At 50.4% G+C, this 25,285-nt stretch carries 21 protein-coding genes; 9 read left to right on the top strand and 12 right to left on the bottom strand.

Translation table 11 applies throughout. From position 1 onward, the window contains the following. Positions 1-42: 42 nt before the first annotated feature. Together glyA and hemA are read right to left on the bottom strand one after the other, a co-directional pair. Complete coding sequence (gene glyA, locus ACNA05_RS08610) at positions 43-1,329, bottom strand: serine hydroxymethyltransferase (RefSeq protein WP_415811047.1); 1,287 nt, start codon at positions 1,327-1,329, stop codon at positions 43-45. Between the two features lie 103 nt (positions 1,330-1,432). Continuing rightward, positions 1,433-2,668, bottom strand: a complete 1,236-nt coding sequence (hemA, locus tag ACNA05_RS08605; protein ID WP_415811046.1) for a 5-aminolevulinate synthase — start codon at positions 2,666-2,668, stop codon at positions 1,433-1,435. Between the two features lie 136 nt (positions 2,669-2,804). Here hemA and hemB point away from each other — a divergent pair, with 136 nt between their 5' ends. After that, positions 2,805-3,791, top strand: coding sequence for a porphobilinogen synthase (hemB, locus tag ACNA05_RS08600; protein WP_415811045.1), 987 nt, complete (start codon positions 2,805-2,807; stop codon positions 3,789-3,791). Positions 3,792-3,960: 169 nt separating this feature from the next. Here hemB and ACNA05_RS08595 read toward each other — a convergent pair whose 3' ends face one another. Beyond that, positions 3,961-4,815: an NAD(P)-dependent oxidoreductase gene (locus ACNA05_RS08595; RefSeq protein WP_415811044.1), complete on the bottom strand. Its 855-nt coding sequence runs from the start codon at positions 4,813-4,815 to the stop codon at positions 3,961-3,963. Positions 4,816-4,939: 124 nt separating this feature from the next. Here ACNA05_RS08595 and ACNA05_RS08590 point away from each other — a divergent pair, with 124 nt between their 5' ends. The 8 genes from ACNA05_RS08590 to ACNA05_RS08555 all read left to right on the top strand — a co-directional run bounded on the left by ACNA05_RS08590 (position 4,940) and on the right by ACNA05_RS08555 (position 15,637). Continuing rightward, positions 4,940-6,775 carry an SLC13 family permease gene (locus ACNA05_RS08590; RefSeq protein ID WP_415811043.1) on the top strand — a complete coding sequence of 612 codons (1,836 nt, stop codon included), beginning with the start codon at positions 4,940-4,942 and terminating at the stop codon, positions 6,773-6,775. Between the two features lie 28 nt (positions 6,776-6,803). After that, entirely contained in the window at positions 6,804-7,532 is a 729-nt protein-coding gene (locus ACNA05_RS08585) for an arginyltransferase (RefSeq protein WP_415811042.1), read from the top strand. Beyond that, the gene (locus ACNA05_RS08580; protein ID WP_415811040.1) at positions 7,529-8,677 is read left to right on the top strand and encodes a TRAP transporter substrate-binding protein; all 1,149 of its coding nucleotides are present in this window, start codon (positions 7,529-7,531) and stop codon (positions 8,675-8,677) included. The genes ACNA05_RS08585 and ACNA05_RS08580 overlap by 4 nt, the downstream gene beginning before the upstream one ends. 3 nt (positions 8,678-8,680) lie before the next feature. Further along, positions 8,681-9,364: a TRAP transporter small permease subunit gene (locus ACNA05_RS08575; protein ID WP_415811039.1), complete on the top strand. Its 684-nt coding sequence runs from the start codon at positions 8,681-8,683 to the stop codon at positions 9,362-9,364. After that, on the top strand, positions 9,361-10,938 hold the full coding sequence (locus ACNA05_RS08570; protein ID WP_415811038.1) for a TRAP transporter large permease: 1,578 nt from the start codon (positions 9,361-9,363) through the stop codon (positions 10,936-10,938). Before ACNA05_RS08575 ends, ACNA05_RS08570 begins: the two co-directional genes overlap by 4 nt. Before the next feature lie 69 nt (positions 10,939-11,007). Next, the gene (locus tag ACNA05_RS08565) at positions 11,008-11,574 is read left to right on the top strand and encodes a LemA family protein (protein ID WP_415811037.1); all 567 of its coding nucleotides are present in this window, start codon (positions 11,008-11,010) and stop codon (positions 11,572-11,574) included. Between the two features lie 15 nt (positions 11,575-11,589). Next, positions 11,590-12,660, top strand: coding sequence for a M48 family metallopeptidase (locus tag ACNA05_RS08560; RefSeq protein WP_415811036.1), 1,071 nt, complete (start codon positions 11,590-11,592; stop codon positions 12,658-12,660). Positions 12,661-12,721: 61 nt separating this feature from the next. Beyond that, entirely contained in the window at positions 12,722-15,637 is a 2,916-nt protein-coding gene (locus ACNA05_RS08555) for a M16 family metallopeptidase (protein ID WP_415811035.1), read from the top strand. A 66-nt stretch (positions 15,638-15,703) separates the two neighbouring features. Here the strand turns inward: ACNA05_RS08555 and parC are convergent, their stop codons facing one another. From parC to ACNA05_RS08510, 9 genes are all read right to left on the bottom strand, one after another. Continuing rightward, positions 15,704-17,965: a DNA topoisomerase IV subunit A gene (gene parC / locus ACNA05_RS08550; RefSeq protein WP_415811034.1), complete on the bottom strand. Its 2,262-nt coding sequence runs from the start codon at positions 17,963-17,965 to the stop codon at positions 15,704-15,706. An 84-nt stretch (positions 17,966-18,049) separates the two neighbouring features. Beyond that, positions 18,050-18,793, bottom strand: a complete 744-nt coding sequence (recO, locus tag ACNA05_RS08545; protein WP_415811033.1) for a DNA repair protein RecO — start codon at positions 18,791-18,793, stop codon at positions 18,050-18,052. Between the two features lie 20 nt (positions 18,794-18,813). Continuing rightward, the gene (gene era / locus ACNA05_RS08540; RefSeq protein WP_415811032.1) at positions 18,814-19,776 is read right to left on the bottom strand and encodes a GTPase Era; all 963 of its coding nucleotides are present in this window, start codon (positions 19,774-19,776) and stop codon (positions 18,814-18,816) included. After that, positions 19,773-20,516, bottom strand: a complete 744-nt coding sequence (rnc, locus tag ACNA05_RS08535; RefSeq protein ID WP_415811031.1) for a ribonuclease III — start codon at positions 20,514-20,516, stop codon at positions 19,773-19,775. The genes era and rnc overlap by 4 nt, the downstream gene beginning before the upstream one ends. Further along, positions 20,513-21,259, bottom strand: a complete 747-nt coding sequence (gene lepB / locus ACNA05_RS08530; RefSeq protein WP_415811030.1) for a signal peptidase I — start codon at positions 21,257-21,259, stop codon at positions 20,513-20,515. The genes rnc and lepB overlap by 4 nt, the downstream gene beginning before the upstream one ends. Positions 21,260-21,267: 8 nt before the next feature. Next, positions 21,268-21,669 carry a holo-ACP synthase gene (acpS, locus tag ACNA05_RS08525; RefSeq protein WP_415811029.1) on the bottom strand — a complete coding sequence of 134 codons (402 nt, stop codon included), beginning with the start codon at positions 21,667-21,669 and terminating at the stop codon, positions 21,268-21,270. Further along, positions 21,666-22,430: a pyridoxine 5'-phosphate synthase gene (locus ACNA05_RS08520; RefSeq protein WP_415811027.1), complete on the bottom strand. Its 765-nt coding sequence runs from the start codon at positions 22,428-22,430 to the stop codon at positions 21,666-21,668. The genes acpS and ACNA05_RS08520 overlap by 4 nt, the downstream gene beginning before the upstream one ends. Beyond that, a complete protein-coding gene (gene pyrE, locus ACNA05_RS08515) occupies positions 22,427-23,011 on the bottom strand; it encodes an orotate phosphoribosyltransferase (RefSeq protein ID WP_415811026.1) in 585 nt (194 codons plus the stop codon). The genes ACNA05_RS08520 and pyrE overlap by 4 nt, the downstream gene beginning before the upstream one ends. A 13-nt stretch (positions 23,012-23,024) precedes the next feature. Further along, positions 23,025-25,262 (bottom strand): RelA/SpoT family protein, encoded by a 2,238-nt coding sequence (locus tag ACNA05_RS08510; protein WP_415811025.1) that lies wholly within the window; start codon positions 25,260-25,262, stop codon positions 23,025-23,027. Between the last annotated feature and the right edge of the window lie 23 nt (positions 25,263-25,285).

The following is a 25,285-nucleotide window of genomic DNA, read 5'->3' as shown; positions in this document are numbered from 1 at the left end:
GGTCATTACCCGAACTGCTCGGGTAATGACTGGTCTAAGTATTTACAAATCAGAATAAATCGGGAAACGGGCCGTTAGCGCCTTGACGCGCTCACGCACAGACGCCTCCACCTCTGAATTACCTTTTGGATTTTCAGCCAAAGCATCGAGGACTTCCGCCATAAGTCTTCCCACTTCGCGGAACTCCTCTGTTCCAAAACCCCGCGTGGTGCCTGCCGGAGACCCAACACGAAGACCAGAGGTAACGGTAAACTTTTCCTTATCAAAAGGAATCCCGTTTTTATTGCAGGTGATATAAGCGCGCTCCAGCGCTTTTTCCGCCGCATTGCCTTTGACGCCTTTGGGGGACAAATCGATCAGTGCAAGATGCGTATCCGTGCCGCCGGTAACGACTGCATACCCAGCTTCTACCAATGCCTCTGCCATAGCGCGGCAATTTTCTATGACCTGCTTGGCATAAGTTTTGAACTCTGGCTGCAAACAGTCTTGAAAGGCGACGGCCTTGCCGGCAATCACATGCATGAGCGGGCCGCCCTGTAAGCCGGGGAAAATCGCTGAATTGAATTTCTTGGCGAGAGATTCGTCATTCGTCAGAATCATACCGCCGCGCGGCCCCCGAAGAGTTTTATGTGTCGTAGTCGTCGCGACATGTGCATGTGGGAACGGGCTGGGGTGTTCCCCGCCGGCCACAAGACCAGCGAAATGCGCCATATCAACATGAAGGTAGGCTCCGACCTTATCCGCGATTTCACGGAATCGGGCGAAATCGATCTGGCGGGAATAAGCTGAGCCGCCGCAAATGATGAGTTTAGGCTTATGCTCCAGAGCTAAGCGCTCTACCTGATCATAATCAATCAGGTGATTGTCTTCGCGTACCCCATAGGTCACAGCATTAAACCATTTCCCGGACATGTTAGGCGGGGCGCCATGGGTTAGATGTCCGCCTGACGCCAGATCCATTCCCATTATGGTATCGCCCGGCTTTATCAGCGCTAGGAAAACGCCCTGATTTGCCTGTGATCCTGAATTTGGTTGCACATTGGCAAATTTAGCGCCGAACAATTCACACGCCCGCTCAATGGCAAGGCTCTCGGTGACATCTACATGCTCACACCCGCCATAATAGCGTTTTCCCGGATAGCCTTCGGCGTATTTATTCGTATGGACAGATCCTTGGGCCTCCATGACCGCTTTGCTGACAATATTTTCAGACGCAATGAGTTCGATCTCAGACTGCTGTCGCTCTAATTCGTCCTTGATGCTATCATAGACAGCAGGATCACGCTCTTTAAGAGATTGAGAAAAATATCGACCCGTATAGTCAGTCATCGTCGGCTCCGTTTGGGGTTTTTGCAGGTCTTAACTTTGTCGCCGACGAACGGCAATGCCTAGCCTAAAGAAATACGGATAAATTTGCTCAGCAAGTTATCGACTAAAGGGCTTGAGCAACCTTTGAAGTTGTTAGGCCGAACTCTTCCCAAACGATTTCCAATGCAACCATCAATTCATCCATCATGGCGTCAGTGTGAAGGGGGCCTGGCGTGAAGCGCAGTCGCTCTTCGCCTCGCGGCACAGTTGGATAGTTGATCGGCTGGGCGTAAATGCCGAAATCCTCGATGAGACGATCAGAAATTGCCTGACATTTTACAGGGTCCCCTACCATGAGAGGCACAATATGTGTTGGTCCATCTACAAAAGGATAACCCGCTTCGCGTAATCTGGCTTTGAGCGAGTCCGCTCGCTCGTGCAGCTGCGTCCGCTTCTCCGGTGTCATTTTAAGGACTTTGACACTGCGAAGCGCACCTGCCGCCGTACTGGGCGGGATGGACGTCGTGAAGATAAACCCAGAAGCCATAGACCTGATAGCATCGATAATGACAGAATCAGCCGCCACATAGCCGCCAATCATACCGTAAGCTTTAGCCAAAGTGCCTTGGATAATATCAATTCGATCTGTGAGACCGCGTTCTTCTGTGACGCCGCCGCCTTGTTTGCCATACATCCCGACAGCGTGGACTTCGTCTATATAGGTTAACGCATTATATTTATCCGCCAGATCGCAAATCTCTTCAATCGGGGCGATGTCCGCATCCATTGAATATACGCTTTCGAAGGCGATAAGTTTTGGCTGCTCCAATGGGACGGATTTCAGTTTGGCCTCCAGATCCGCCAAATCATTATGAGCAAAGATTTTCTTCTCACAACGGGCACGCTGAATGCCGGAGATCATAGAGGCGTGGTTTTTCTCGTCAGAGAAAATAACCAGCCCGGGCATAATTTTACTCATGACGCCCAATGTCGCTTCATTCGCAACGTAGCCAGAGGTCAGGACAAGCGCGGCGTCTTTCTTGTGAAGAGTCGCCAGCTCCTTCTCGAGTTGGACGTGATAGCGCGTTGTGCCGGAAATATTGCGCGTTCCACCTGAGCCTGTACCGGCCCGGTCAACGGCTGACTTCACCGCTTCAACAATACACTCCATCTGGCCCATGCCGAGATAGTCGTTAGAGCACCAGACTGTGATTTCTTTTTCATCGAGTCCGTCGCGGAACCAGGTCGCCTTCGGGAAATTCCCTTTGGATCGGCGGATATCCCGAAAAATTCTATAGCGGCCTTCATCGCGCACGCGCGCGACAGCGTTTTCAAAATAGCTATGATAGTTTTTGGCCATCAGGCAACTCCGTTCGCGCACTCTATAAAACAGGCTGGGCGCAATTGCCATGCAAAAAGCCCGTTCGCACCTGTGCATACTGTCGCATATAGTTTATGGAATTCTCTAGCTTTGACAATTCTGTAAGAGGTTTTCCGTGAGTCACTTTCCTACTGTCCGTATGCGCCGCACCCGCGCCCATGACTGGTCACGCCGCTTAGTTCGGGAAACCCGTCCTGCGGTTGATGATTTGATTTGGACATTAGTTGCGTCCGACTCGAAAACAGAGAGGACTCCTGTTCCAAGCCTTCCTGGCGTTTCGCGCCTCAATCTGGACGGACTTGTGAAAGCCGCCAAAGAGGCTGAAGAGCTTGGCATTCCGGCTATTGCCATTTTCCCGCATATCGATCCAAGTCACAAAGACGCTCAGGCAACAGAAAGCTTGAACGAAGGCGGCCTTGTGCCCGAAGCTGTCAGAGCGGTTAAAGCCGCCTGCCCCGGCCTTGGCGTGATCGTCGATGTCGCCCTCGACCCCTATACGGATCATGGGCATGACGGGGTCATGACCGGAGACATCATAGATAATGATCCCACGCTAAACATTCTTGCTGAAAGTGCTATCATCCTCGCAAAATCCGGCGCAGATATTGTCGCCCCTTCGGATATGATGGATGGCCGGGTTGGGGCTATCCGGGACGCGCTGGACGAAGAGAAGTTTGGCGACACGATGATCATGTCCTATGCCGCAAAATACGCCTCTGGTTTCTACGGCCCTTATCGGGACGCCATCGGCACCAAAGCCGCGCTTCGCGGAGACAAGCGCACATATCAAATGGATCCCGCCAATCGGAGTGAAGCCATAAGAGAAGTCGAACTCGACATAAATGAAGGCGCAGATATGTTGATGGTCAAGCCTGGATTGCCTTATCTGGACATTATTCGTGACCTCAAAAATACCTTCGCCATGCCGACTTTCGCATTTCAGGTAAGCGGCGAATACGCCATGATAAAAGCTGCCGGGGCCAATGGCTGGATTGATGAAGACGCGGTCATGATGGAAAGCTTTGGCGCCTTTAGACGGGCTGGCTGCGACGGCGTTTTAACTTACTTTGCTAGGGATATCGCTCGAAAATTACGGGCATAAGCTACTGATATCGATGTTTTCTCAATCAAAGGTGACATCTACGTTATTTTGTGGTAAGGAAGTAAACTATGGGGCTGGTAATTGGCCAATTTTCGATCTTCGGGTCGGTAAATTGGCCAATTTCATTTCTATGCTTCGTCCTTCAGCAGACTTTGGCTCCTCTTGTGATTTATTCTAGCGCTTTAATAAGCGCGGAGGTATCCCACCGACCGCCGCCTATCTTCTGAACTGTCTCGTATCGCTCCTGAACCTCTTCGACCAGTGGCAGGGTAATATTACGATCTTTGGCCGTGTCCAGAACGATGCCCAAATCCTTTCGCATCCAGTCAATCGCGAAACCAAAATCGAACTCTCCTGCCGCCATAGTCAAAGCGCGATTATCCATTTGCCAGCTTTGCGCAGCGCCCTTCCCAATCGCGTCCAATACGACTTTCATATCAAGGCCCATTTTTTCTGCAAAATGAACACCTTCGGAAAGCCCCTGTAAGATGCCGGCAATACAGATTTGATTTATCATCTTTGCGGTTTGCCCCGCGCCGGCGCCCCCAATAAGCGTGATTGCTTTGGCATAAGCCTCCATGACAGGCCGAACTTTCTCAAAAGCCTCTTTTTCCCCTCCGCACATCACACTCAGCTGACCATTAACCGCTCCGGACTCGCCGCCGGATATTGGAGCATCAATAAAAGTGAGCCCTTCTCTCTGGGCATTCTGATAGCATTTTAGGGCGCATTTTGAAGATGCCGTCGTGTGATCAACAATTATGGCGTCGTCACTGGCGGACTCAAGGATCGGTGTCATGACGCTATAGACGTCCTTGTCTTGGCCAACGCATATAAAAATAAAGTCAGCTTCTTCGACGCAGCCGTCAATCGTGCGGCAAGCCGTCCCCTCGTAAGACTTCGCCCAGTCTTCGGCCCTGGCTTTCGTTCTATTCCAAACCCGAACCTTATGACCGGCAGAGACCAAATGTCCGGCCATCGGAAAGCCCATAACTCCTAACCCGATGAATGCGCAATTTGCCATAAGTCTCTCCTATTGGACGTTTTTTATGTCTTGTCTGGATTTTAAACTTGCTTTCTAAGCCCTGGTCTTTTCATGTAAAGGCGTGACGAACCAACTTATAAAATTTAGCGGATAAGGTACCAACTTGGACAGTATCATTTCCCTCTCTTTTCCCATGGTCGCGACATTTATTATCGTCGCTATCGCTGTGTGGCTCTATTTCCGAGAGACCTATTCCATAGAGGTCGTCTCCGTCGGCGTCATTACGGCGCTACTGTTTTTCTTTGCCATGCCGGGCGTGGAACCCGTTACGGAGCTTCGTAATTCGGACATTCTCTCAGGGTTTGCCGCCCCTGCCCTGATTGCCATTATGGCTTTGTTAGTCGTTGGTCAGGGCCTGTTCCAAACCGGGGCGCTAGAAGGCCCCATAAACAGCATTAACACGGCCCTGGATCAACACCCGAGACGAACCCTGCTGATCGTCTTTAGCGTTGCCTTTGTGGTTTCAATGTTCATGAATAACACGCCCGTTGTGGTTATGTTTATCCCTGTCATCGCCGCTATGGCGTCCAGACTAAAAAAAACGACCTCGCGTTATATGATGCCGCTATCATTTCTTTGCATTTTGGCGGGTATGACAACACTCATCGGCTCTTCGACCAACCTATTGGTCAATGATGTTCTGCAAAGGTCAACCGACTTTTCGCTAGGGTTCTTTACACAATTTGTCCCTGGCATGATTCTAGCCCTGATTGGGGCGGCATATATTATTTTGGCGGCGCCGTTCCTTATCCCGGAAAGAAAAGACCTTGAGACGGAAATAACCGATACAGGGCGCCAATATATTGCTCAAATTCTTGTGACCGAAAACCACCCACTTGTGGGCGAAGAACCTGTGGCTGGGCTATATCCAAAACTGAAAGAAGCCACGGTTCGGATGATTCAGCGCGGAGAACAATCTTTCCTGCCGCCTTTCGATGTTAAACTTCAAAAAGATGATGTTTTAATTGTCGCCGCGACTCGCAAGTCTTTGTCAAAATTGCTCTCTACTCGTCCGGCATATTTAAAAGGGATGTTAAGTATCGCCGGATTTGAAGACGGTGAACGCGACACTGATGAGCAAGAGGCGATAGTTATTTCCGAAGCCGTCGTCGCGCCTGGGTCTCGCATGATTGGGCGAAACATTGAACAAATCGGCTTCCGCCGACAAACAAATTGTCTTGTCCTTGGCATTCAACGTCGATCACGCATGATCCGAACTCGTATGCTCGACATTAGACTAGAAGCTGGAGATGTCTTGCTCATCTTTGGTTATGACAAAGATATCAGAGGGTTACGGTCAAATCGTGATCTTTTATTGATGGACTGGTCGCGGTCTGAGCTTCCCGATATTCGCAAATCCATTTTCGCCCGAATAATTTTCGTTGCGACAATTGCGGCTGCTGCCTTTGGACTCGTCCCGATTGAAACCGCCGCGTTAGGCGGAGCCTTAGCCATGATACTGACTGGGTGCCTTAATATTCGGCAGGCCGTTCGGGCTTTGGACATGCGAATATTCTTGCTCATTGGGGCAGCTTTCGCCATGGGTCTGGCTCTCGAAGCAACCGGAGGCGCCTCCTATATCGCTCACGGCGTTGTGGCGGCGTTTATGCCATTCGGCAACCAAATCCTACTCGCCGCAATCTTCCTTATTGTGGCGATCATGACCAATATTATCAGTAATAGCGCCACGGCTCTCTTGTTCTCGCCAATTGCTTTATCGGTGAGCGCGGAGACGGGGATAGATCCTATTGTTATGGTCCTAACCGTAATCTTCGCCTCTAATTGCTGTTTCGCAACGCCTATCGCCTATCAAACAAATTTATTGGTTATGGGCCCCGGGCATTATCGATTTTCGGATTTCACCCGCTTCGGGGTGCCTTTAGTCTTGCTAATCTGGATAAGCTTCAGTTTGTTAAGCCCCTTACTTTTTCAATTGTAATCTCGCGCGAGCGCCATAAAGTCTACACATGAGTCACGTCTTCGACCCGAACCGACTACAATTCTACCTCACCATCCCCGGCCCCTGCCCGTACCTACCTGGGCGGTTGGAGCGTAAAATCTTTACCCAACTGGACCCTTTGGATGGGCCGCATCTGAACAATTATCTAACCCACGCAGGATTTAGACGCTCGCAAAACGTCATTTACAGGCCCGCTTGCGAAACATGTCGGGAATGTCGGTCACTCAGAGTGCGAGCTTCCGAGTTTGAACCCAATAAGAGGTTTCGCCGCGTACTGAAGCGGAATTCGGACCTCTCAGCATCTATAGTCCCTGCCATCGCAACGCAGGAGCAATTTGACCTACTTAAAGAGTACCTTTTAACTCGCCATGAAACGGGTGGCATGGCCGATATGGATTTCATGCGCTACGAAATGATGGTCGAAGAGTGCTCAGCTGAAACCGAAATCGTGGAATATAGATTGCCAAACGGAACTCTGATTGCCGCCATTCTTATCGATAGATTAAGCGACGGGCTCTCTTTAGTTTATAGTTTTTTCTCTCCAGAAGAGCAGAAGCGATCATTGGGTAACTTAATGATTTTGGATCAAGTCAAACGCTGTGCTCATCAAAGCATGCCTTATCTCTATCTTGGATACTGGGTGCCAGACAGCCCAAAAATGGATTACAAAGCTCGTTTTCGTCCTTGCGAAACACTCACTCATAGGGGGTGGGCTTTATTAGGAGAGACCACTTGAAACGCCGGGAACTTATCGGCGGGGCCGCCGCCCTTGCCGTCGGGGCCGGAACTGTCGGGGCTCTGAAGTCCGGACAAAGTGGAGGCTCCTCATCCTCTTCACCATCCGGGTCTGACCTCGCCTCTCCCGCTATATCCAAAAACAGACGCCAGTTGAGATTGGCGACTTCCTGGCCAAAAGATTTTCCGGGTCTGGGAATAATGCCGGTCAATATCGCCAAGGCCGTGCGTGAAATGACAGATGGCCGGCTGGATATTAAAGTTTACGCGGCAGGCGAATTGGTCGGCGCACTGGAATGCTTCGGCGCCACCTCTTCGGGTGCGGCCGATATGTACCATGCCGCCGAATATTACTGGCAAGGGAAGGCCAAGGGATTTAGCTTTTTTACGGCCGTTCCTATGGGTATGACGGCAACAGAGATTATGGGCTGGATTGATTACGGCGGAGGACAAGCTCTCTGGGACGACCTCTCTGATGATTTCAATATTAAACCCTTCCAGGCAGGCAATACAGGCCATCAGACAGGCGGCTGGTTCAAAAGACCAATAAACTCCGCTGAAGATTTCCGAGGATTGAAAATCAGAATGCCCGGTTTGGGCGGCGATGTTATCCGCGCCATGGGCGGAGCGGCGGTAAATATTCCAGGCGGTGAGATTTACCAATCCCTACAATCTGGCGCTATTGACGCAACTGAATGGGTCGGTCCCTGGAACGACTTAGCGTTCGGTTTTTACCGAGAAGCCCCTTATTATTACGGCCCGGGTTTCCATGAACCGGGAGCGTCATTGTCCTTAGGAATCAACAAGCAAGTCTGGGAAAGCTTCTCTCCCTCCGATCAGGCCATTATTAGATATGCCTGCCGGAGCGCGAATGACATAAGCCTCGGTGAGTATAATTACCGCAATGCGGTAGCCTTGCAGACCCTGAAATCGGACCACGGAATTGAGCCTCAACTTTTTCCTGATGATGTATTGAAAAGTTTCGGAAGAGCCAGTCGTGAGGTACTCGAAGAAGTTGCGCGCTCTGACGCCAAGACTGCCAAAATATATAACAGCTTTTCCAAAGCGCTGAAACTGGAACGAAGCTGGACGGAAATTAGCGACGGGGCGTATATTCGTGCCCGTGCTTTGTCTGGTTCGGAATAGATTATGTTTTCGGGGGGAATTGACGTACTCGGCGAAGCCTTGCAATTTATCGGCTGGGCTTTTCTACCCTTGGTGCTTTTACCCGGCGTTGTGCTTTTGATGGGCGTCGGCAAAGCCTTCGCCAGAGCCATAATTTCAGTTATTGATTCGTTTTCGACTCTCACAGGGGAGATCATTAAATGGGTCATGCCCTTCATGGTTGTTAGCGTCGTTATCGCCGTCTTTGCCCTCTCAATTTACGGAATTTCATCAATTTGGTGGGATGAGAGCGCAATTTACCTTCATGCGGTAGGAATTTGTCTCGGCGCGGCTCCGACTTACCTTGCAGGGCAACATGTAAAGGTCGATATCTTTTTCGAGAAAATGGATGACCGTGCCCGAGCCCTTGTCGAAATAGGCGGTTTTTACACCTTACTTGCCCCTGTTTGCATCGTTGTACTCTGGCGCTCTCAAAGCTTTGTCTCTTTTGCCTGGCAAAGTCTGGAAGGGTCAACGAACAGCGGCGGCATAAAAGGCATTTATATATTAAAAACAGCGCTTTGTGTCTTGTTTATTATGTTGCTAATACAAGGCCTTTCGGTCGCTCTAAGAGCAGCGTTGAGACTAAGAGATAGCCAGCAGGCAGAATTCTCGCCTCATACGGATATTGCTTTTTTGCCAAACTCTAAACCCGAGGCGTCGGAATGAGTTTACCAGAAATACTTTCTTTGCTGATGTTTGCTGTCGCTTGCGGGGCTCTCATGGCGGGCTACAGCGTCGCTTTTACGCTCGCAGGTGTCTCATTGGTATTTGCGGCTATTGGAGTCGCAACAGGGCAATTTGACATAGTCTTCCTGCTCTCCATGCCGGGACGTGTCTTCCCTATTTTAACACGCGAGATCCTTATGGCCGTCCCGCTATTTGTTTTCATGGGCGTTATGTTGGAAAAATCACGGATTGCCGAAGAGTTACTTGAAAGCATGGGGGAATTATTGGGTCCATTACGCGGCGGCATGGGAGTGTCCGTCATTTTTGTCGGCGCATTACTCGCGGCCTCTACCGGGATCGTAGGGGCCACCGTCGTCACGATGGGTCTAATTTCACTGCCTACACTCCTGCGTCGGGGCTATGACCCAGCCCTTGCCTCAGGAGCCATTGCGGCCTCCGGAACTCTCGGTCAGATCATTCCACCTTCAATCGTTCTGGTTATTCTTGGCGATCAGATTTCCAACGCCTATCAGGAAGCTCAACGAAGCTTTGGACTAGAGAATGCAGGCGTTGTCTCTGTTGGAGATTTGTTCGCCGGAGCTCTCATTCCCGGCTTGATACTCGTGGGCTGTTACGCTCTATATATCGTGTTTATCGCTATAAAATCTCCGGCGCGGGCCCCAGCTTACCGCAGCGAGGACGTAGCGATGCGGGACGCTTTTTTAAGGTCCCTGAAATCCATGTTGCCGCCGGTATTCCTTATCATGGCGGTGCTAGGATCTATTCTGTCTGGCTACGCGACGCCGACCCGGGGCGCGGCACTTGGAGCGCTGGGGGCGGTCTTGTTAGCGGGATATAAAAGAACCCAATCAATTTTAGTGAAGCGCCTTATACTGCTTGGCACGGTTGGCCTGGCGCTCCTTATTGTTATGGATTTATGTGGTGCCGACTTACGGCTAAGTCTTCCAGACCGGTCTGTGGGGCTAAGCTTATTACTTGGGCTGTCCTTCTTTTTTGCTGGCGCTGGGGCCCTTGCCTCTCTGCTCAGCTTTGGCACTTTGCAAAGACAGGGTGATTTGGCTCCGGTGTCTCGCTCTACCCTTCATATAACTTGTATGGTCTTTCTCATTCTGATCGGCGCGACTATCTTTAGCCTCGTTTTTCGCGGCTTTGGCGGTGATGAGCTCGTCGCGCATTGGCTACAAAATGCGCCCGGCGGGCTTTGGGGCGGCTTTGCACTTGTTATGCTGATTATGTTCTTACTAGGGTTTTTCCTTGATTTCATAGAGATAACCTTCGTTGTCGTACCTCTCGTTGCGCCGCCCCTGCTCGCTGCAGGGCTCGACCCTATATGGCTCGGGGTGATAATGGCCTTAAACCTTCAAACGAGTTTTCTGACGCCGCCCTTTGGTTTCGCACTGTTTTATCTTCGCGGCGTCGCTCCGCCAGAGGTCACAACGCCCAGACTCTATAAAGGGATTCTCCCCTTTATAGGCATCCAGATATTAGTCATCGCCCTCGTCATCCTGTTTCCGAAACTGGCGACCGGGCTTCCGCAGCAATTTTACGGGTAAGCCCATTTCCTACTTGCAAGACCCAGGGAATAGCGGCACATTATTTTATATATCAACCGGGGACACATTATGACTACTCTGCTCGTTATTATCGGTATTATTGCGCTTATCGGCTTTCTTATTGTCGGAATTTACAACCGGTTGGTGAGCCTTAGACAGACCACTAATCAGGCGTGGTCGGACATTGAAGTTCAACTTAAACAGCGCCAGGATCTCGTCCCGCAGCTCGTCAATACGGTGAAAGGCTATGCCTCTCACGAGAAGTCCACCTTTGAAGAGGTGGTTCGCGCTCGCAGCGCAGCGGTCAATGCCAATACAGTTAAAGACCAAGCGCAAGCGGAAGGCATGCTCTCTGCGGCGCTTGGAAAACTCTTTGCTTTGGCCGAAGCCTATCCAGAGCTGAAAGCCAATACGAATTTCCTCCAGCTGCAAGATCAACTTGCCGACATCGAAAATAAAATTGCGGCGGCGCGTCGGTTTTACAATAACTCAGTTCAGGAATACAACACAGGCCGGGAACAGTTCCCTGCCGTTCTCATTGCAGGTCCGTTCGGATTTGAAGAGCGTGATTTCTTTGAAGCGCCCGAAGGCCGCCAGGCCCTACAAACTCCGCCAACTGTTGATTTCAGCAGCTAAACCTTTGGCCTGACAGTGTTCAAATCCTACGGCCTTAAATCTCATATTTGGAACAATAATTTGCGCAGCCTCGTGCTGCTCATCTTATTTCCGGTTTTACTTCTCTTTATGGGCTATGGCCTGATGCTTATCTGGCTCGGTTTTACGAGCAACAGCACCCTTCAAAGTAGTTTCAGTTACGCCGCAGACTTAATACCGACTGCGGCTCCAATTGCGATTGGCGCGGCGGCTCTCTGGTTTGCGATTGCTTTTTTCGCTCATCAGGCCCTAATCGACGCCGCGACCAAAGCCCGGTCTCTTACCGTAAGCGAAGAACCCCGCGCCTATCGCCTTCTCGAAAACCTGGCAATTTCGCGCGGCGAAACCACACCTAAACTCAAAGTGATCGAAACCCCGGTTTTAAATGCTTATGCTAGCGGGATACGGGATAAGAATTACACCGTGACCCTGACGCGGGGGCTTTTGAACCAACTGGATGACGAGGAGCTTGAGGCCGTCATCGCGCATGAGCTTTGCCACATCCGCAACAAAGACGTGCGGATGCTGATCATTGCCGTGATATTTGTAGGAATTTTCGCCTTTGTCGGTGAAGGCGTTGTACGCGGCATGTTTCGAACAAATTTGCCGCGCTCTAACTCCCATCGCCGTAGCGGCGGTGGCAACGCTGCCATTCTTATTGTCATCGGAATTGCGATTATCGCGGTAACCTACTTAATCGCTATCTTGATCCGGTTCTCCCTCTCCCGGAAGCGCGAATACCTCGCCGATGCCGGCGCCGTAGAGCTTACCAAAAACCCAGACGCGATGATTCGTGTCCTTCAGAAACTATCCGGAAATGCAGAATTAAAAAACGTACCTGATGAAGTCAGAGAGATGGCCCTGCATAACCCCCGCGTCGGTTTAGCCGGTGTCTTTGCAACACACCCACCAATTGAAAAGCGGATCGAGGCCTTAATAAAATTTGGCGGAGGCCGGCTCGGAACAGAGAGCCGTCCCAATCGACAAACCGGTCAAATACCCCCTGAACGGAAAAAATCTTTCGGGAAAAGGCAATCTAGGAAAAATCCTTGGTCGCGACCTGAATAAAATGAAATGGACTCTTCATCCCCTTACTGTTATTCGATAAAAAACGAACTAGGACTTTTCTATGACTCTTCAAAAAACGCGTTTACTTTTGGCTGGCGCGGCCGTCTCCGCTCTCCTCATTGCCTGTGGTCAATCAGAGACAAAATCTACAACGACTGCTGATCAGGCAAAACAAACTGAAACGGTCAATCTACCGGACGGCATTACGAAAGTCGAAGAAGTTAAAGCCAAATCAGGCGATGAAGTCGTCATTCCCTATACAAAATACACTTTAGCGAACGGCCTCACAGTTGTTCTGCATGAAGACAAATCAGACCCGCTGGTTCATGTCGATATGACTTATCATGTCGGATCAGGGCGGGAAGAACCGGGCCGCTCCGGCTTTGCCCATTTCTTCGAACATATGCTTTTCCAAGGCTCAGAAAACGTTGCTGATGAACAGCATTTCAAACTCATCACGGAATCTGGCGGGACGCTAAACGGTTCTACCAATGCTGACAGGACAAATTACTACCAAACTGTCCCCTCCAATCAGCTTGAAAAAATGCTCTGGTTGGAAGCGGATCGCATGGGCTATTTCCTCAATGCTGTCACTCAGGAAGCCTTTGAGGTTCAGCGCGAAACTGTAAAGAACGAACGCGGTCAGCGTTATGATAACCGCCCTTATGGTTTGTTATTTGAGCGCGTTGGCGAAGCGATGTATCCAGAAGGACATCCTTACAGCTGGTCGACTATTGGCTATCTCGAAGATTTGGATCGCGCCGATCTCAACGATCTGAAAAAATTCTTCGTCGAATGGTACGGTCCTAACAATGCTGTTCTGACTATTGGCGGCGACATTGACAAGGAACAGACACTGGAATGGATTAAAACTTATTTCGGCCCAATTCCGGCAGGTCCTGAGCAGGAAGACCCTGTTTATGAACCTGTTACTTTGGAAGAAGACCGTTATATTTCTATGGAAGACAACGTTCAGTTGCCTCTTCTATATATGTCCTGGCCGACAGTTCACGCTAATCACCCGGATGAAGCTCCTCTGGACGTATTGGCAAACATTATGGGTCAGGGTCAAACCTCCCTACTTTATAAAAACCTACAAAAGCCCGGTCTCACCGTTCAGTCGAACGCCAGTCATGGCTGCCGCGAAATCGGATGTACTTTTACAATGTTCACTTTGGCCAATCCGGCAAAGGTTCAGCAGCTAGGCGATCTCGAAGCAACTATCCGTGAATCCTTGACGGAATTCGAAGGCCGCGGCGTGCTTGATGACGACCTTACCCGCGTGAAAGCGGATATTGTGTCCAGTCTCATTTATGGTTTGGAAAGCGTCTCAGGAAAGGTTTCACAGCTTGCGGCTTATGAAACTTATCGCGACAACCCAAATGGAATTGGCGATGACATTGCTCGCTATGAAGGCGTCACGAAAGAAGATGTTCTGCGGGTTTATGAGCAATATATCAAAGACAACGCTGCGGTGATCATGAGCATCGTCCCGAAAGGTCAGTCTGAGATGATCGCTCAAGAGGATACTTGGGAGCGTTATGAACGCACTATCCCCGATACATCCGGCGAATCTGACGATTTTGAATGGTCACTTCCGGTAGACCCGGAAGGATTTGATCGGTCCGTTGTTCCGCCGTCTGGCGAAAACCCAACTATCAAAGCGCCAGACACATATGAATTCGCTGTCGGCGACATGAGCGTTTTAGGGGCGCAAAATACAGAAGTGCCAACCACAACCTTGCAACTTCGTATCAAAGCCGCGCAAAACTATGATCCGCTAGAAAAAGTTGGCCTCGCGAGTCTAACGGCGGGTCTCATGAACGAGGCTACGACAGAGCGGAGCGCGGAAGAGATTTCTAATGAGCTCGACAAATTGGGCTCTTCGGTTTCATTCAGTGCAGGTGACACATACACGACGATGACCGTCCGGACATTGACCGAAAATCTTGATGCCACCATGGCGATTGCATTGGAAAGATTGTTAAAGCCGAAATTCTCTGAAGAAGATTTTGCGCGTGATAAAGACAACGCAATTCAAGGTATTCGCGCAAACAAGAAAGAAGCTAGCGTGACTGCCAGCAACCTTTTCAATAAAATGATGTATGGCGCTGACAACCCTACAGCTTATGCCTCATCCGGTACGGAAGAGACTGTTGAAGCGATTACGCTTGAAGATGTGAAAGGCTTTTACGCCGCGCATTACTCGCCTAAAATCGCGTCGGTCGTCGCGGTCAGTGATTTGGGAGAAGCTGGTTTAAAGTCGGCATTAGAGCCACTCACAGCTTGGACCGGTGAAGACGTTTCTAGCGTAGAAATGAATGCGTTCCCTGAATTAAACGGCGGAACACTTTATTTCGTTGATAAGCCGGATGCCGCGCAAAGCGAGATTCGGATTGGCAAACGCGCCCTTCCCTATGACGCGACGGGCGAATATTACCGCGCCGGAATCATGAATTACCCGCTTGGCGGCGCGTTCAACAGTCGCATCAACCTGAACCTACGTGAAGATAAAGGCTATACTTACGGGGCGAGATCCTTCTTCAATGGGGACGAGAAAGCCGGATGGTACCGTGCCGGGGCGGCGGTTCGCGCGGATGCAACAGCAGCCTCAATTGTCGAATTCGCGAATGAAATCAGGCAATATCACGACTCTGGAATTACGGATGAGGAACTGACGTTTACCAAGTCAGCGATTGGCCAGAGCGATGCCCGCGCTTATGAGACGCCTCGTCAGAAACTCGGTTTCCTCTCTCGTATGGCCACATATGACCTTGAGCCAAGTTTCGTCGATGAACAATCTGATATTCTGCAAGGCATGACGAAGGCAGAGATTGATGCCCTCGCTGACGAACATCTGAATTTGGACGATATGATTATGGTTGTCGTCGGCGATAAGGCCAAACTCTATGACGAAATTGTCGAGCTTGGATATGATGTTGTCGAGGTGGATGCAAACGGAAACCCCGTCGAATAATCTGCCAAACAAGCAAAGAAAAAGCCCCGGTCAACCGGGGCTTTTTTATACCAAATTTACAAAAGTTTAGAGGGTTTTTGCGGGGTCAAATACGCCCTTGCGAGAAAATCCGCGCGGAGCCATACGGCCGGCCTGTGCCCGTTTACCTTCTAATAGCTCCCAATCATTGACTTCGGTGCGGCGGCCAGAGCTATCTCTGAAAAAGAGACCTTCCTCTGGGTCAAAGGTCGTAATATCGGCCAATCCGCCATCCTTGAATTTCTGTAAACGAACGCCCTTGCCTCTCGTCATAACGGGCAATTCTTCAAGGTCATAGGTGAGGATTTTGCGGTTCTCTCCAATGACAGCAATCTTCTTGCCTTTCACCTCAATACAGCGAACGGCCTCTGTACCAGCTTTCACGTTTAGGGTTTTCCGCCCGGTCCGGGTCGAGGCAATTATCTCGCTTTCTTGAACTCTGAAGCCATAGCCTTCGGAGCTGGCAAGCAACAACTCTCGGGACTCGTCATGAACGAACATACCGACAGGCACGTGATCATTTTCCAAGTCTACCATCAGGCGGATAGGTTCACCATTTCCGCGACCTCCGGGGAGTTTATCAGCGCCTAACGTGTAGAATTTACCGTTTGAGGCGAAAATAATAATTTTGTCCGTGGTGTGAGCGTTCACACAAAATGCGAGGTTGTCTCCGTCCTTGAACTTTAGAGAGGACTCATCATCGAGATGACCTTTCATCGCTCTAATCCAGCCCATGCCCGAAAGCACAACTGAAATAGGTTCTTTCGTGATGAAGGCTGTGCTGAGATCTACATCGATGTCCGGCTGATCCTCGAAATGTGTTCGCCGAGCGCCAATTTCTGTTTTCGGCCCATAAATCTTTTTAAGCTCTTTGACTTGTTCGGAAATAACGGCCCATTGCTTTTTCTCTGACCCTAAAAGCGCTTCTAGCTCTGCTTTTTCAGCGGCAAGCTTGTCATATTCCGTCTTGATTTCGATTTCCTGAAGCTTGTTCAGGGCGCGAAGGCGCATGTTCAAAATGGCGTCCGCCTGACGTTCGGTCAGGTTAAACACCCGCATCAATTCTTCTTTGGGCTTGTCTTCAAACCTGATGATCCGAATGACTTCGTCCAAATTCAGGAAAGCAATCATATAGCCGTCTAGAACTTCCATTCTAAGATCGATCTTGCCAAGACGTTGTTGAGAGCGCCTCTGAAGAACGTCCCTACGGTGATCCAGCCAGCTTTGTATGACTTCCTTCAAATCCATCACGCGCGGCGTACGCGTGTTGTCCAACACATTCATATTGAGACTGACGCGGCTTTCTAATTCCGAAACCTTAAACAGGCTTTCCATCAAAATTTTTGCGTCAATGTTTTTGCTGCGCGGCTCAAGAACAATACGGACATCCTCGGCAGACTCGTCCCGTACATCCGCAAGACCGCTAGCTTTTTTCGACTCGATAACTTCAGCCAGCTTTTCAATCAGACGGGATTTTTGCACCTGATAGGGAATTTCGGTCACGACAATTTGGTAGGTTCCGCGACCCGTATCCTCAACTTCCCAACGGCACCGAACTTTGAAACTTCCCTTTCCGGTCTCGTAGGTTTTCAGCATTGAGGATTTAGGCTCAACGATAATTCCGCCCGTCGGCAAATCCGGCCCAAGAATATAATTCATCAGCGTTTCAATGCGGGCATTGGGCGTCTGAATGAGGTGGAGCGCGGCATCGCAAATCTCGGCGACATTATGCGGCGGGATAGACGTTGCCATACCCACGGCAATCCCCTGCGACCCATTGGCCAAAAGGTTTGGAAAGCCTGCTGGGAGAACCTGCGGCTCTACGTCTTCTTCATTGTAAGTTTGAATGAAATCTACGGCGTCTTCATCAATCCCTTCAAGGAGCGCCAACCCCGCAGCTGTCATTTTAGCTTCGGTATAGCGCATCGCGGCCGGACTATCGCCATCAATGTTCCCAAAATTCCCCTGCCCGTTAACGAGCGGATACCGCGCTGAGAAAGACTGCGAAAGTTTGACCAACGCGTCATAAATAGACTGGTCACCATGCGGGTGATATTGCCCCATCACATCGCCAACAATCCGGGCGCATTTTTTATGAGCGCCTTCCGGATTTAATTTGAGCTGCCGCATGGCATAGAGAATACGGCGGTGCACCGGCTTCATCCCGTCGCGAACATCCGGCAGGGCGCGTTGAGTAATGGTCGACAACGCATAGGCAAGGTAACGCGACGACAAAGCGTCATCAATATGCTCGCTAATCACCGCGCTTTCGGTAATTGTTTCGCCGTCATCAGTTGGTTTCTTAGCCATAAATCCTCAGTCTCGAATCAGACATAACTTTAGCCGCCTCAGCTTTAGAAACCACGCCCTAACGCAGAATTCTTGTGGTCGAGTCTAAATTTTTTGGATGCGGGCAATATCCGAGGCAATTAGGCGGTCTATCAATTGGTGCCTGGCATCGGGAAGAGTTCGGTTCAAATTCCACTGCACCCGTGTCTCTAAGAAATGCCCTGTCAGCTTAAGGCCGTCCAGAATATCTTCCGGTGACGAAAAGGATTCCCCGCGCAGGAATGGCGGCAGGCGAAGGAGCTTGTCGAGATAAGGCTCCGCGGCGCTCGCGCTCACGGCGCGTCCAGAACGCGGCGAAATATGGGTGAGGTTGTCATTCTTACCTGTGGCCGCGCAGCGATCAAAATCCAGCCCGTAGCCCAAGGCAGACAACAAGCCTGCTTCCCATCGAATATAAAGAGCAGGCCAAACATCAATATTATGAAGGTTTGCCAGTACGATTTCGAAAACATCAAAGATGGGTTCATGCGTTTCCCGCTCAGGAAGCATTTCCCGGCACATCGCCGTCATGGCGTTCAGACCCGTGAGAGACAGTCGGTCATCCATTAATTCTGCGGCTCGGGAATCTATGCCTTCAACCGTGTAATAGCCAAGTTGCTCCGACAGGCGGCCCCTCCACTCCACTCGTACATGATTGCCGGGTTGGAGCACCGGTCGCATTCGGCGGCTTATTCCGCCGCGTACTAAACCTTTGTGCCGACCTTGCTCGCGGGTGAACACATCAATTATAGCAGAAGTCTCACCGTGTTTTTGGGTAGAGAGAATATACCCTTCAGCTTGCCAATTCATATTGCCATACTGTCCAAGGTCTAAACGTCAAATTCAAGTCCGCTTTCGGCGTAGCGAGCCTTGTCGTCCTGCCAATTATCACGGACTTTTACAAAGAGGAACAGGTGTACCTTACGGCCCAGCCACTCGCTCATATCCTTGCGAGCGGCGGCCCCGATATCCTTTATCGTGCGCCCGCCCTTGCCTAGAACAATCGGTTTTTGACTGTCACGGCGGACGTAGATGACTTGGTCGACGCGGATGTCGCCCTTCTTCGTTTCTTTCCATCTCTCGGTCTCGACCATGGACGCATAGGGCAATTCATCGTGCAGACGCAGAAATAGCTTTTCGCGCGTAATCTCGGCGGCCATGAGCCGCATTGGAATGTCGGCGGCCTGGTCGGGAGAATATAAATAAGGCCCTTGAGGCATCGCATCCGCGATCAGAGTTCCAAGCCGCTCGACACCATCTAAGTTAAGCGCCGAAACAGAAATGATCTCCTTGTAAACGCCGCGCTCGGAAAACTCCTGAATAAGCGGCAAGGTTTCATCATGAGGAATTTTGTCAATTTTATTCAAAGCCAGTATAGCGTTCGAGACTTCGCGCTTCTTAAGTCCCTTTATCACCCGCTCACTATCTTCGCAGGATAGTCGGTCCTGACCGTCGCCCTCTCCGGCTTTGTGGCGGAGCCAAGCGGGCGCGTCTATGACGTGGACGATAACATTGGCGTCTTTCAGACCTGTCCAGGCCGCATGAACCATAGACTTGGATAGGCGATCTGTGTCCCGGGCCGCGAAAATGCCCGGCGTGTCAATCATGACAGCTTGCGCGGATTCCCCTTTCGAGGTCTTTAGCATAGCAATGCCGCGAATTTGAAACCGCGTTGTTTGAACTTTATGGGTAACGATGGAGACTTTCTCTCCCACCAATGCATTTGTCAGCGTCGACTTCCCGGCATTCGGGGCTCCGATTATGGCAGTAAATCCGGCGTAAGTTTCGCTCATATTGTTTTTTCTAATGCTTTTAAAAGGTGTGCAGCTGCTTCACGTTCAGCTTCTTTTTTCGATTGCCCCTCGCCCAAAGCTTCGCCTAATTCTTCGACGGTGACGCGAATCGTAAAAGTAGGGCGATGATCGGGGCCCGATCGATCTACTTGAGTATAGTGCGGGACATTTGGGCCAATAGACAGAGCCAATTCTTGCAAATTGGTTTTCGGATCTTTGGTAGACTCTTCGAGAACAGTATTAATTTCTTCTTGCCAAAACCGGTCATAGAATTCTTCGGCCCGTTTATATCCTCCGTCTATATAGAGAGCGGCCATCAGCGCTTCGCACGCATTCCCGAGAATAGATACCTTCTCGCGCCCGCCCTGCTTTTCTTCGCTCGACGACATCAGTAAGGCTTCGCCAAGCCGTATAGTTTGGGCCACGCGGGCGCAGGTTTCTTTTCTCACAAGCGCGTTAAGGCGGGTTGCCATAACGCCTTCTTTGGATTTTGTTTTGTCGAACAAGGTCTTAGCCGTCAGCAGACCCAAAACGCGATCGCCGAGAAATTCCAGACGCTCATTATCCACATTCTTGCGCCGACCATCTCCGTAGGACGCATGGGTTAGAGCGCGCTCAATAAGGTCGGCGTCCTGAAAATGGTACCCTATCCGTTCAAAAAGAGCGAGGATACGCGGAGGAACCCTGTCGGTCACATCGGGGGCAGAAATATCAGACTTCTTTTGCGCAGATGTACTCATTTGATCCTCTCAAAAAACCGACCGCCACGCATATTTCCCCACGTCCAAGGCTTATAAAGAACGAAGTCTTCTTTTACAGATAAAAGCACTATTTCGGCGCGCCCAATGATGTTCTCCGCGGGTACCATACCCGCCCCGCCATTTCGAACCGGAACGCGGCTATCCCCAGAATTATCGCGGTTGTCACCCATCAAGAAATAATGACCTTCGGGAATCCTATAACCTGATGAGTTATCGCTCGGGCTATTTTTCTGGCTGTCATAGACGAGGTGCGTGTTCCCATTTGGAAATGTTTCGGCCCAGAGTTCCGCTAGCACGTCATCACCATAACGATCTGCAAAGCTTTCTTCGCCCTGCTTAGTAAGCTGAACCTGCTCTCCGTTCAGGATAAGACGCCCATCCTGCATTTGTACTGTGTCGCCTGGCAAACCAATTAGGCGTTTAATAAAGTTTTTATCGTCCCCATCCGGACGAAAGACAAGTACGTCCCCGCGTTCCGGCTCACGTTCTAAAAATCGACCATCTCCACTGGGAAACGGCAAAGGCGCCGCCGCAAATCGGCCGTACCCAACAGAATATTTAGAGGTAATTATATAATCGCCTTTCATTAAGTTCGGTAACATGGAGCCGGACGGGATGTGAAAAGGCTGAAAGAGAAAAGTTCTTAAAACCAAAGCAATAATGACGGCCCAGAAAATCGTGGACAGCGTTTCGCGTAATTCCGATTTTTGTTGCTTTGCCATGCCCGTTCTTAGTCGCCCTTGCTGGCTTCCACAATCGCAAATGCCTGCGCGTAGGGCGGGTCATCACTTAGGCTCAAATGCACGACACCATGATAGCCTTCAGGAACTTTACCATTAAGTCTGGCTTTCGCTGATCCATGCAAAATAACTTCGGGCCGCCCGGAGGGGTGGTTAGTCACCTCCACATCTGTCCAGCTTAGAGCGCCTGTCTGGTTTCCGGCGAGAGCTTTCGCAACAGCTTCTTTTGCAGCAAATCTTTTCGCGTAGGCATTGGCAGGGACCGCCTTTGTCTCACAATAAGCTCGCTCCCCTTCGGTGAAAGTTCTTAATTTGAACTTTTCGCCAAACTTTTCAATAATTTGTACGATTCTGTTAATGTCACAAATATCTGTTCCGATTCCGATGATCACGCGGCTTGTCTCGCCTCGGTTACGATTTCGCGCATTTGTTTGATGGCAGCATCCAAGCCCATGAACACAGCTTCACCGATAATAAAATGCCCAATATTCAGTTCCATGCATTCGGGAATAGCAGCGACAGGCGCTACGTTTTCAAACGTCAGGCCGTGTCCAAAATGAACTTCGAGTCCAAGGCTCTGTGCTAAAGCGGCGCAACCTCTGAAATCCTCCAATATTTTGTTTGCTTTCTCGTCATCACCGTCGTCAAGCGCGTGAGCATAAGCGCCCGTGTGCAACTCCACGACTTTTGCATCTGTTTTCGCCGAGGCCTCAATTTGCCCTCGGTTTGCTTCAATAAAGAGAGATACCCTCGCGCCATTTGCATTTAGTTTGGAGATAATCGGAGTAAGAGTTTCGATTTGCCCCGCGACATCTAAGCCGCCCTCTGTGGTCCGTTCTTCCCGCCTTTCCGGTACGATACATATCGCATGAGGCTTTAAATCCGAGGCGATAGCCAACATTTCGTCCGTTGCCGCCATTTCCATATTCAGCGGAATATTTTCACTGCTGCAAAGGGCTTGGAGCCTGCTCATATCCTCATCGTGCATGTGACGGCGGTCTTCTCTCAAATGCGCTGTAATTCCGTCTGCCCCAGCCTGAATCGCGGCCCATGCGCCAGCCACAGGGTTGGGGTGGTCTCCGCCCCGTGCGTTTCGAATTGTTGCAATATGATCGATATTCACCCCTAACCGAGGTAGCGACTTCTCACTCACGACAAGCCTCGGCTGCCAGGTTTGACTGCCGGTATATTTTGCAATTCAGGTGGCAAATCCTCAGGATCATAATCAGGGAACTTACGCGCCGCCAGACTTACAAGTGGTACGCCAATATCCGCCATACCGTTTGAACGGTCAAAAATACAAGCTCCAGCTATAACTGAGGCGCCTGTTTTATTCATCGCCGCAATGCATTCACGGGAGGACAAACCAGTCGTCACAATATCTTCGACCATAAGGACTTTTTGCCTTGGCTCCAATTTGAACCCTCGTCGAAGTGTAAATTCACCGTTTTCGCGTTCAACAAAAAGAGATTCCAGCCCCATGTGACGCGCCGTCTCATAGCCTGGAATTACGCCTCCCATAGCGGGCGCAACGATGATGTCGGGTTGTTCCCCTAATTCTGATTTAACTTTCTCTGCCAAAGCCTTACACAATTTTTCTGTTAGCTTCGGGTTTTTAAAAATCAGGGCTTTTTGCAAGAAGACAGAACTGCGTCGTCCGGAAGACAAAATAAAGTGTCCTTCCAAGAGCGCTCCTGCCTCGCGAAAAACATCTAACACATCCTCAGTCTTCATTCGCTCTGTCCTCTTACTTTGCGGAAATGATTTCGCCCCGCGCCCGTTCGGCTGAGATTACATAGGCGCTTGCCCGCAAAGCAGCAATAATCTGTACAAGGTGACGGTTATCCCGCACTTCGACATCCATTATCATATCGAAAAAGACGGGGCTACGTTTGACCGTTTTGATATTCACAAGATTGCCACCCGACTCTCCAATAATTTTGGTTAAGTCGGCCAAAGCGCCCGGCACATGTTCCACTGTTACAGTCATTCGGCCCGTTGCAGAGGATTGATCGGCGCTCCTTCGCCACCCCAAATCAAGCCAGTCATCAGGATCCACATTTGTTGAAGACAGAGTCTCGCAATCAATCGTGTGTATTCTGATACCGCCTTTTTCATCCTCTACATTTTGCAACCCAATAATTCGGTCTCCTGGTATCGGAGAACAACAGCTTGAAAGATGCAGGCTGATGCCTTCACGTAACCCGTCGCCTTTAACATAGAGCCGTGCAGTCGAATCCTGAATGACTTCACGTCTCAGAACAATAGATTGAGACGGGTCTTTGCGGCGCGCCGGGAAAATTAAATCCATAAAAGAATTCAGAGACTGCTTGCCCCGACCGAGTGATTCAAAAAGTTCATCAACGTGTTCGGCATTGGATCGTTTGACGGCGTCTCGCATCAAAGCATCCGAAAATGTGAGACCTTCTCGCGCAAACGCATGTTTAGCTAAAAGCTCTCCGGTCCGCGCAAACTCCTCGGCCTCACCAGTACGCGTTAAACGGCGAAGCGCGGAACGGGCCTTCCCGGTTACGACAAAGTTTTCCCACCCTTCCAACGCTTCGGCTTCGCCGCCGCGAATGATTTTGACCACATCACCGTTTTTTAACGCCTGACGTAGGGGGTGTTTTTGGCCATTTACCAAGGCTCCGATACAGGTGTCTCCGACCTTAGTGTGGACGGCATAGGCGAAATCGAGAGGCATCGCCCCCCGAGGTAAGGCGATCAAATCACCTTTGGGCGTGAAGGTGAACACTTGATCCGTGAACATCTCGAGCTTGGCATGTTCCAAAAACTCATCTGCATCGCCGCTCTGTTCCATCATTTCAACAAGAGGCCGAATACGTTTCAACGGGTCACTTCCGCTTTCTAAGGCGCGTTCAGGATCATATCCGTAATTATTGTTTTTATAAGCCCAATGCGCCGCAACGCCCCGGGAGGCCACATCTTCCATGCGTTCTGTACGGATCTGCAGCTCAACCCGGCGGTTGTCCGGTGTTCGTATCGTTGTGTGAAGGGACTGATAGCCATTGGGTTTTGGCACAGAAATAAAATCGCGAAACCGCTCTGGGACAGCCCGGTAAACAGAATGCAGCAAGCCTAAAGCCTGATAGCAGACATCGCGGCTTTGCACGATAATTCGAAAAGCATAAATATCAGCGACATCTTCAAAACTGATGTTTTGGCGCTGTAACTTACGCCAAATTGCATAGGCACGTTTCTCACGCCCATAAATACGAGCACTTATTCCCGCCTTGTCGAAATGCGTGCGCAAATCCGTGGAAACCTCTGAAATGGCTTCCCCTTGGGTTTCCCGCCAGTCCACTAAACGACGTTCAACTGATTCAAACGCCGATGGATTTATATAACGAAATGAGAGTTCTTCCAGCTCCGCACAGATTCGGTCCATCCCTACGCGGCGAGCCAAGGGCGCATAGATATCGAGGGTTTCCGTTGCAATTCGTTTTCGGGACGCTGGTTTGGGGTGATGCTCCAGCGTGCGCATATTATGAAGCCGGTCACAGAGCTTAACGAGAAGAACGCGCACGTCCTTGCTTATCGCCAACACAAATTTCTGAAAATTTTCAGCCTGCGCCCGCTCCCGCGTCGCATTGGGAATGCTCAATTGGCCAAGCTTGGTGACGCCGTCTACAAGCTCTGCAATTTCCGGCGTGAACTCTTTCGAGAGCTCTTCAAAGGTTGTGTCGGTATCTTCTAAAACGTCATGGAGTAGCGCCGTGCAGATTGTCGCTACGTCCAAATGCAGGTCGGCTAAAATTCCGGCCACTTCGATCGGGTGCGCGTAATAAGGATCGCCTGAGTGACGTTTCTGATCGCCATGCGCTTTTACAGAGAAAACATAGGCTTTGTTTAAAAGGGCTTCGTCCGCCGTCGGGTCATATTTCCGAACGCGCTCAACCAGCTCGAATTGACGAAGAAATCGAGGACTTTGCCCTTTTGGGGCCGGTTGATTATCCAAGGTCACATGGTCCACAGTTTTTATATAGG

Origin of the sequence: Litorimonas haliclonae, assembly GCF_965138505.1 — a bacterium.
GTDB lineage: Bacteria > Pseudomonadota > Alphaproteobacteria > Caulobacterales > Maricaulaceae > Litorimonas > Litorimonas haliclonae.
The sequence above is the reverse complement of the archived record's forward strand: the minus strand, read 5'-3'. Positions and strand labels throughout refer to the sequence as shown.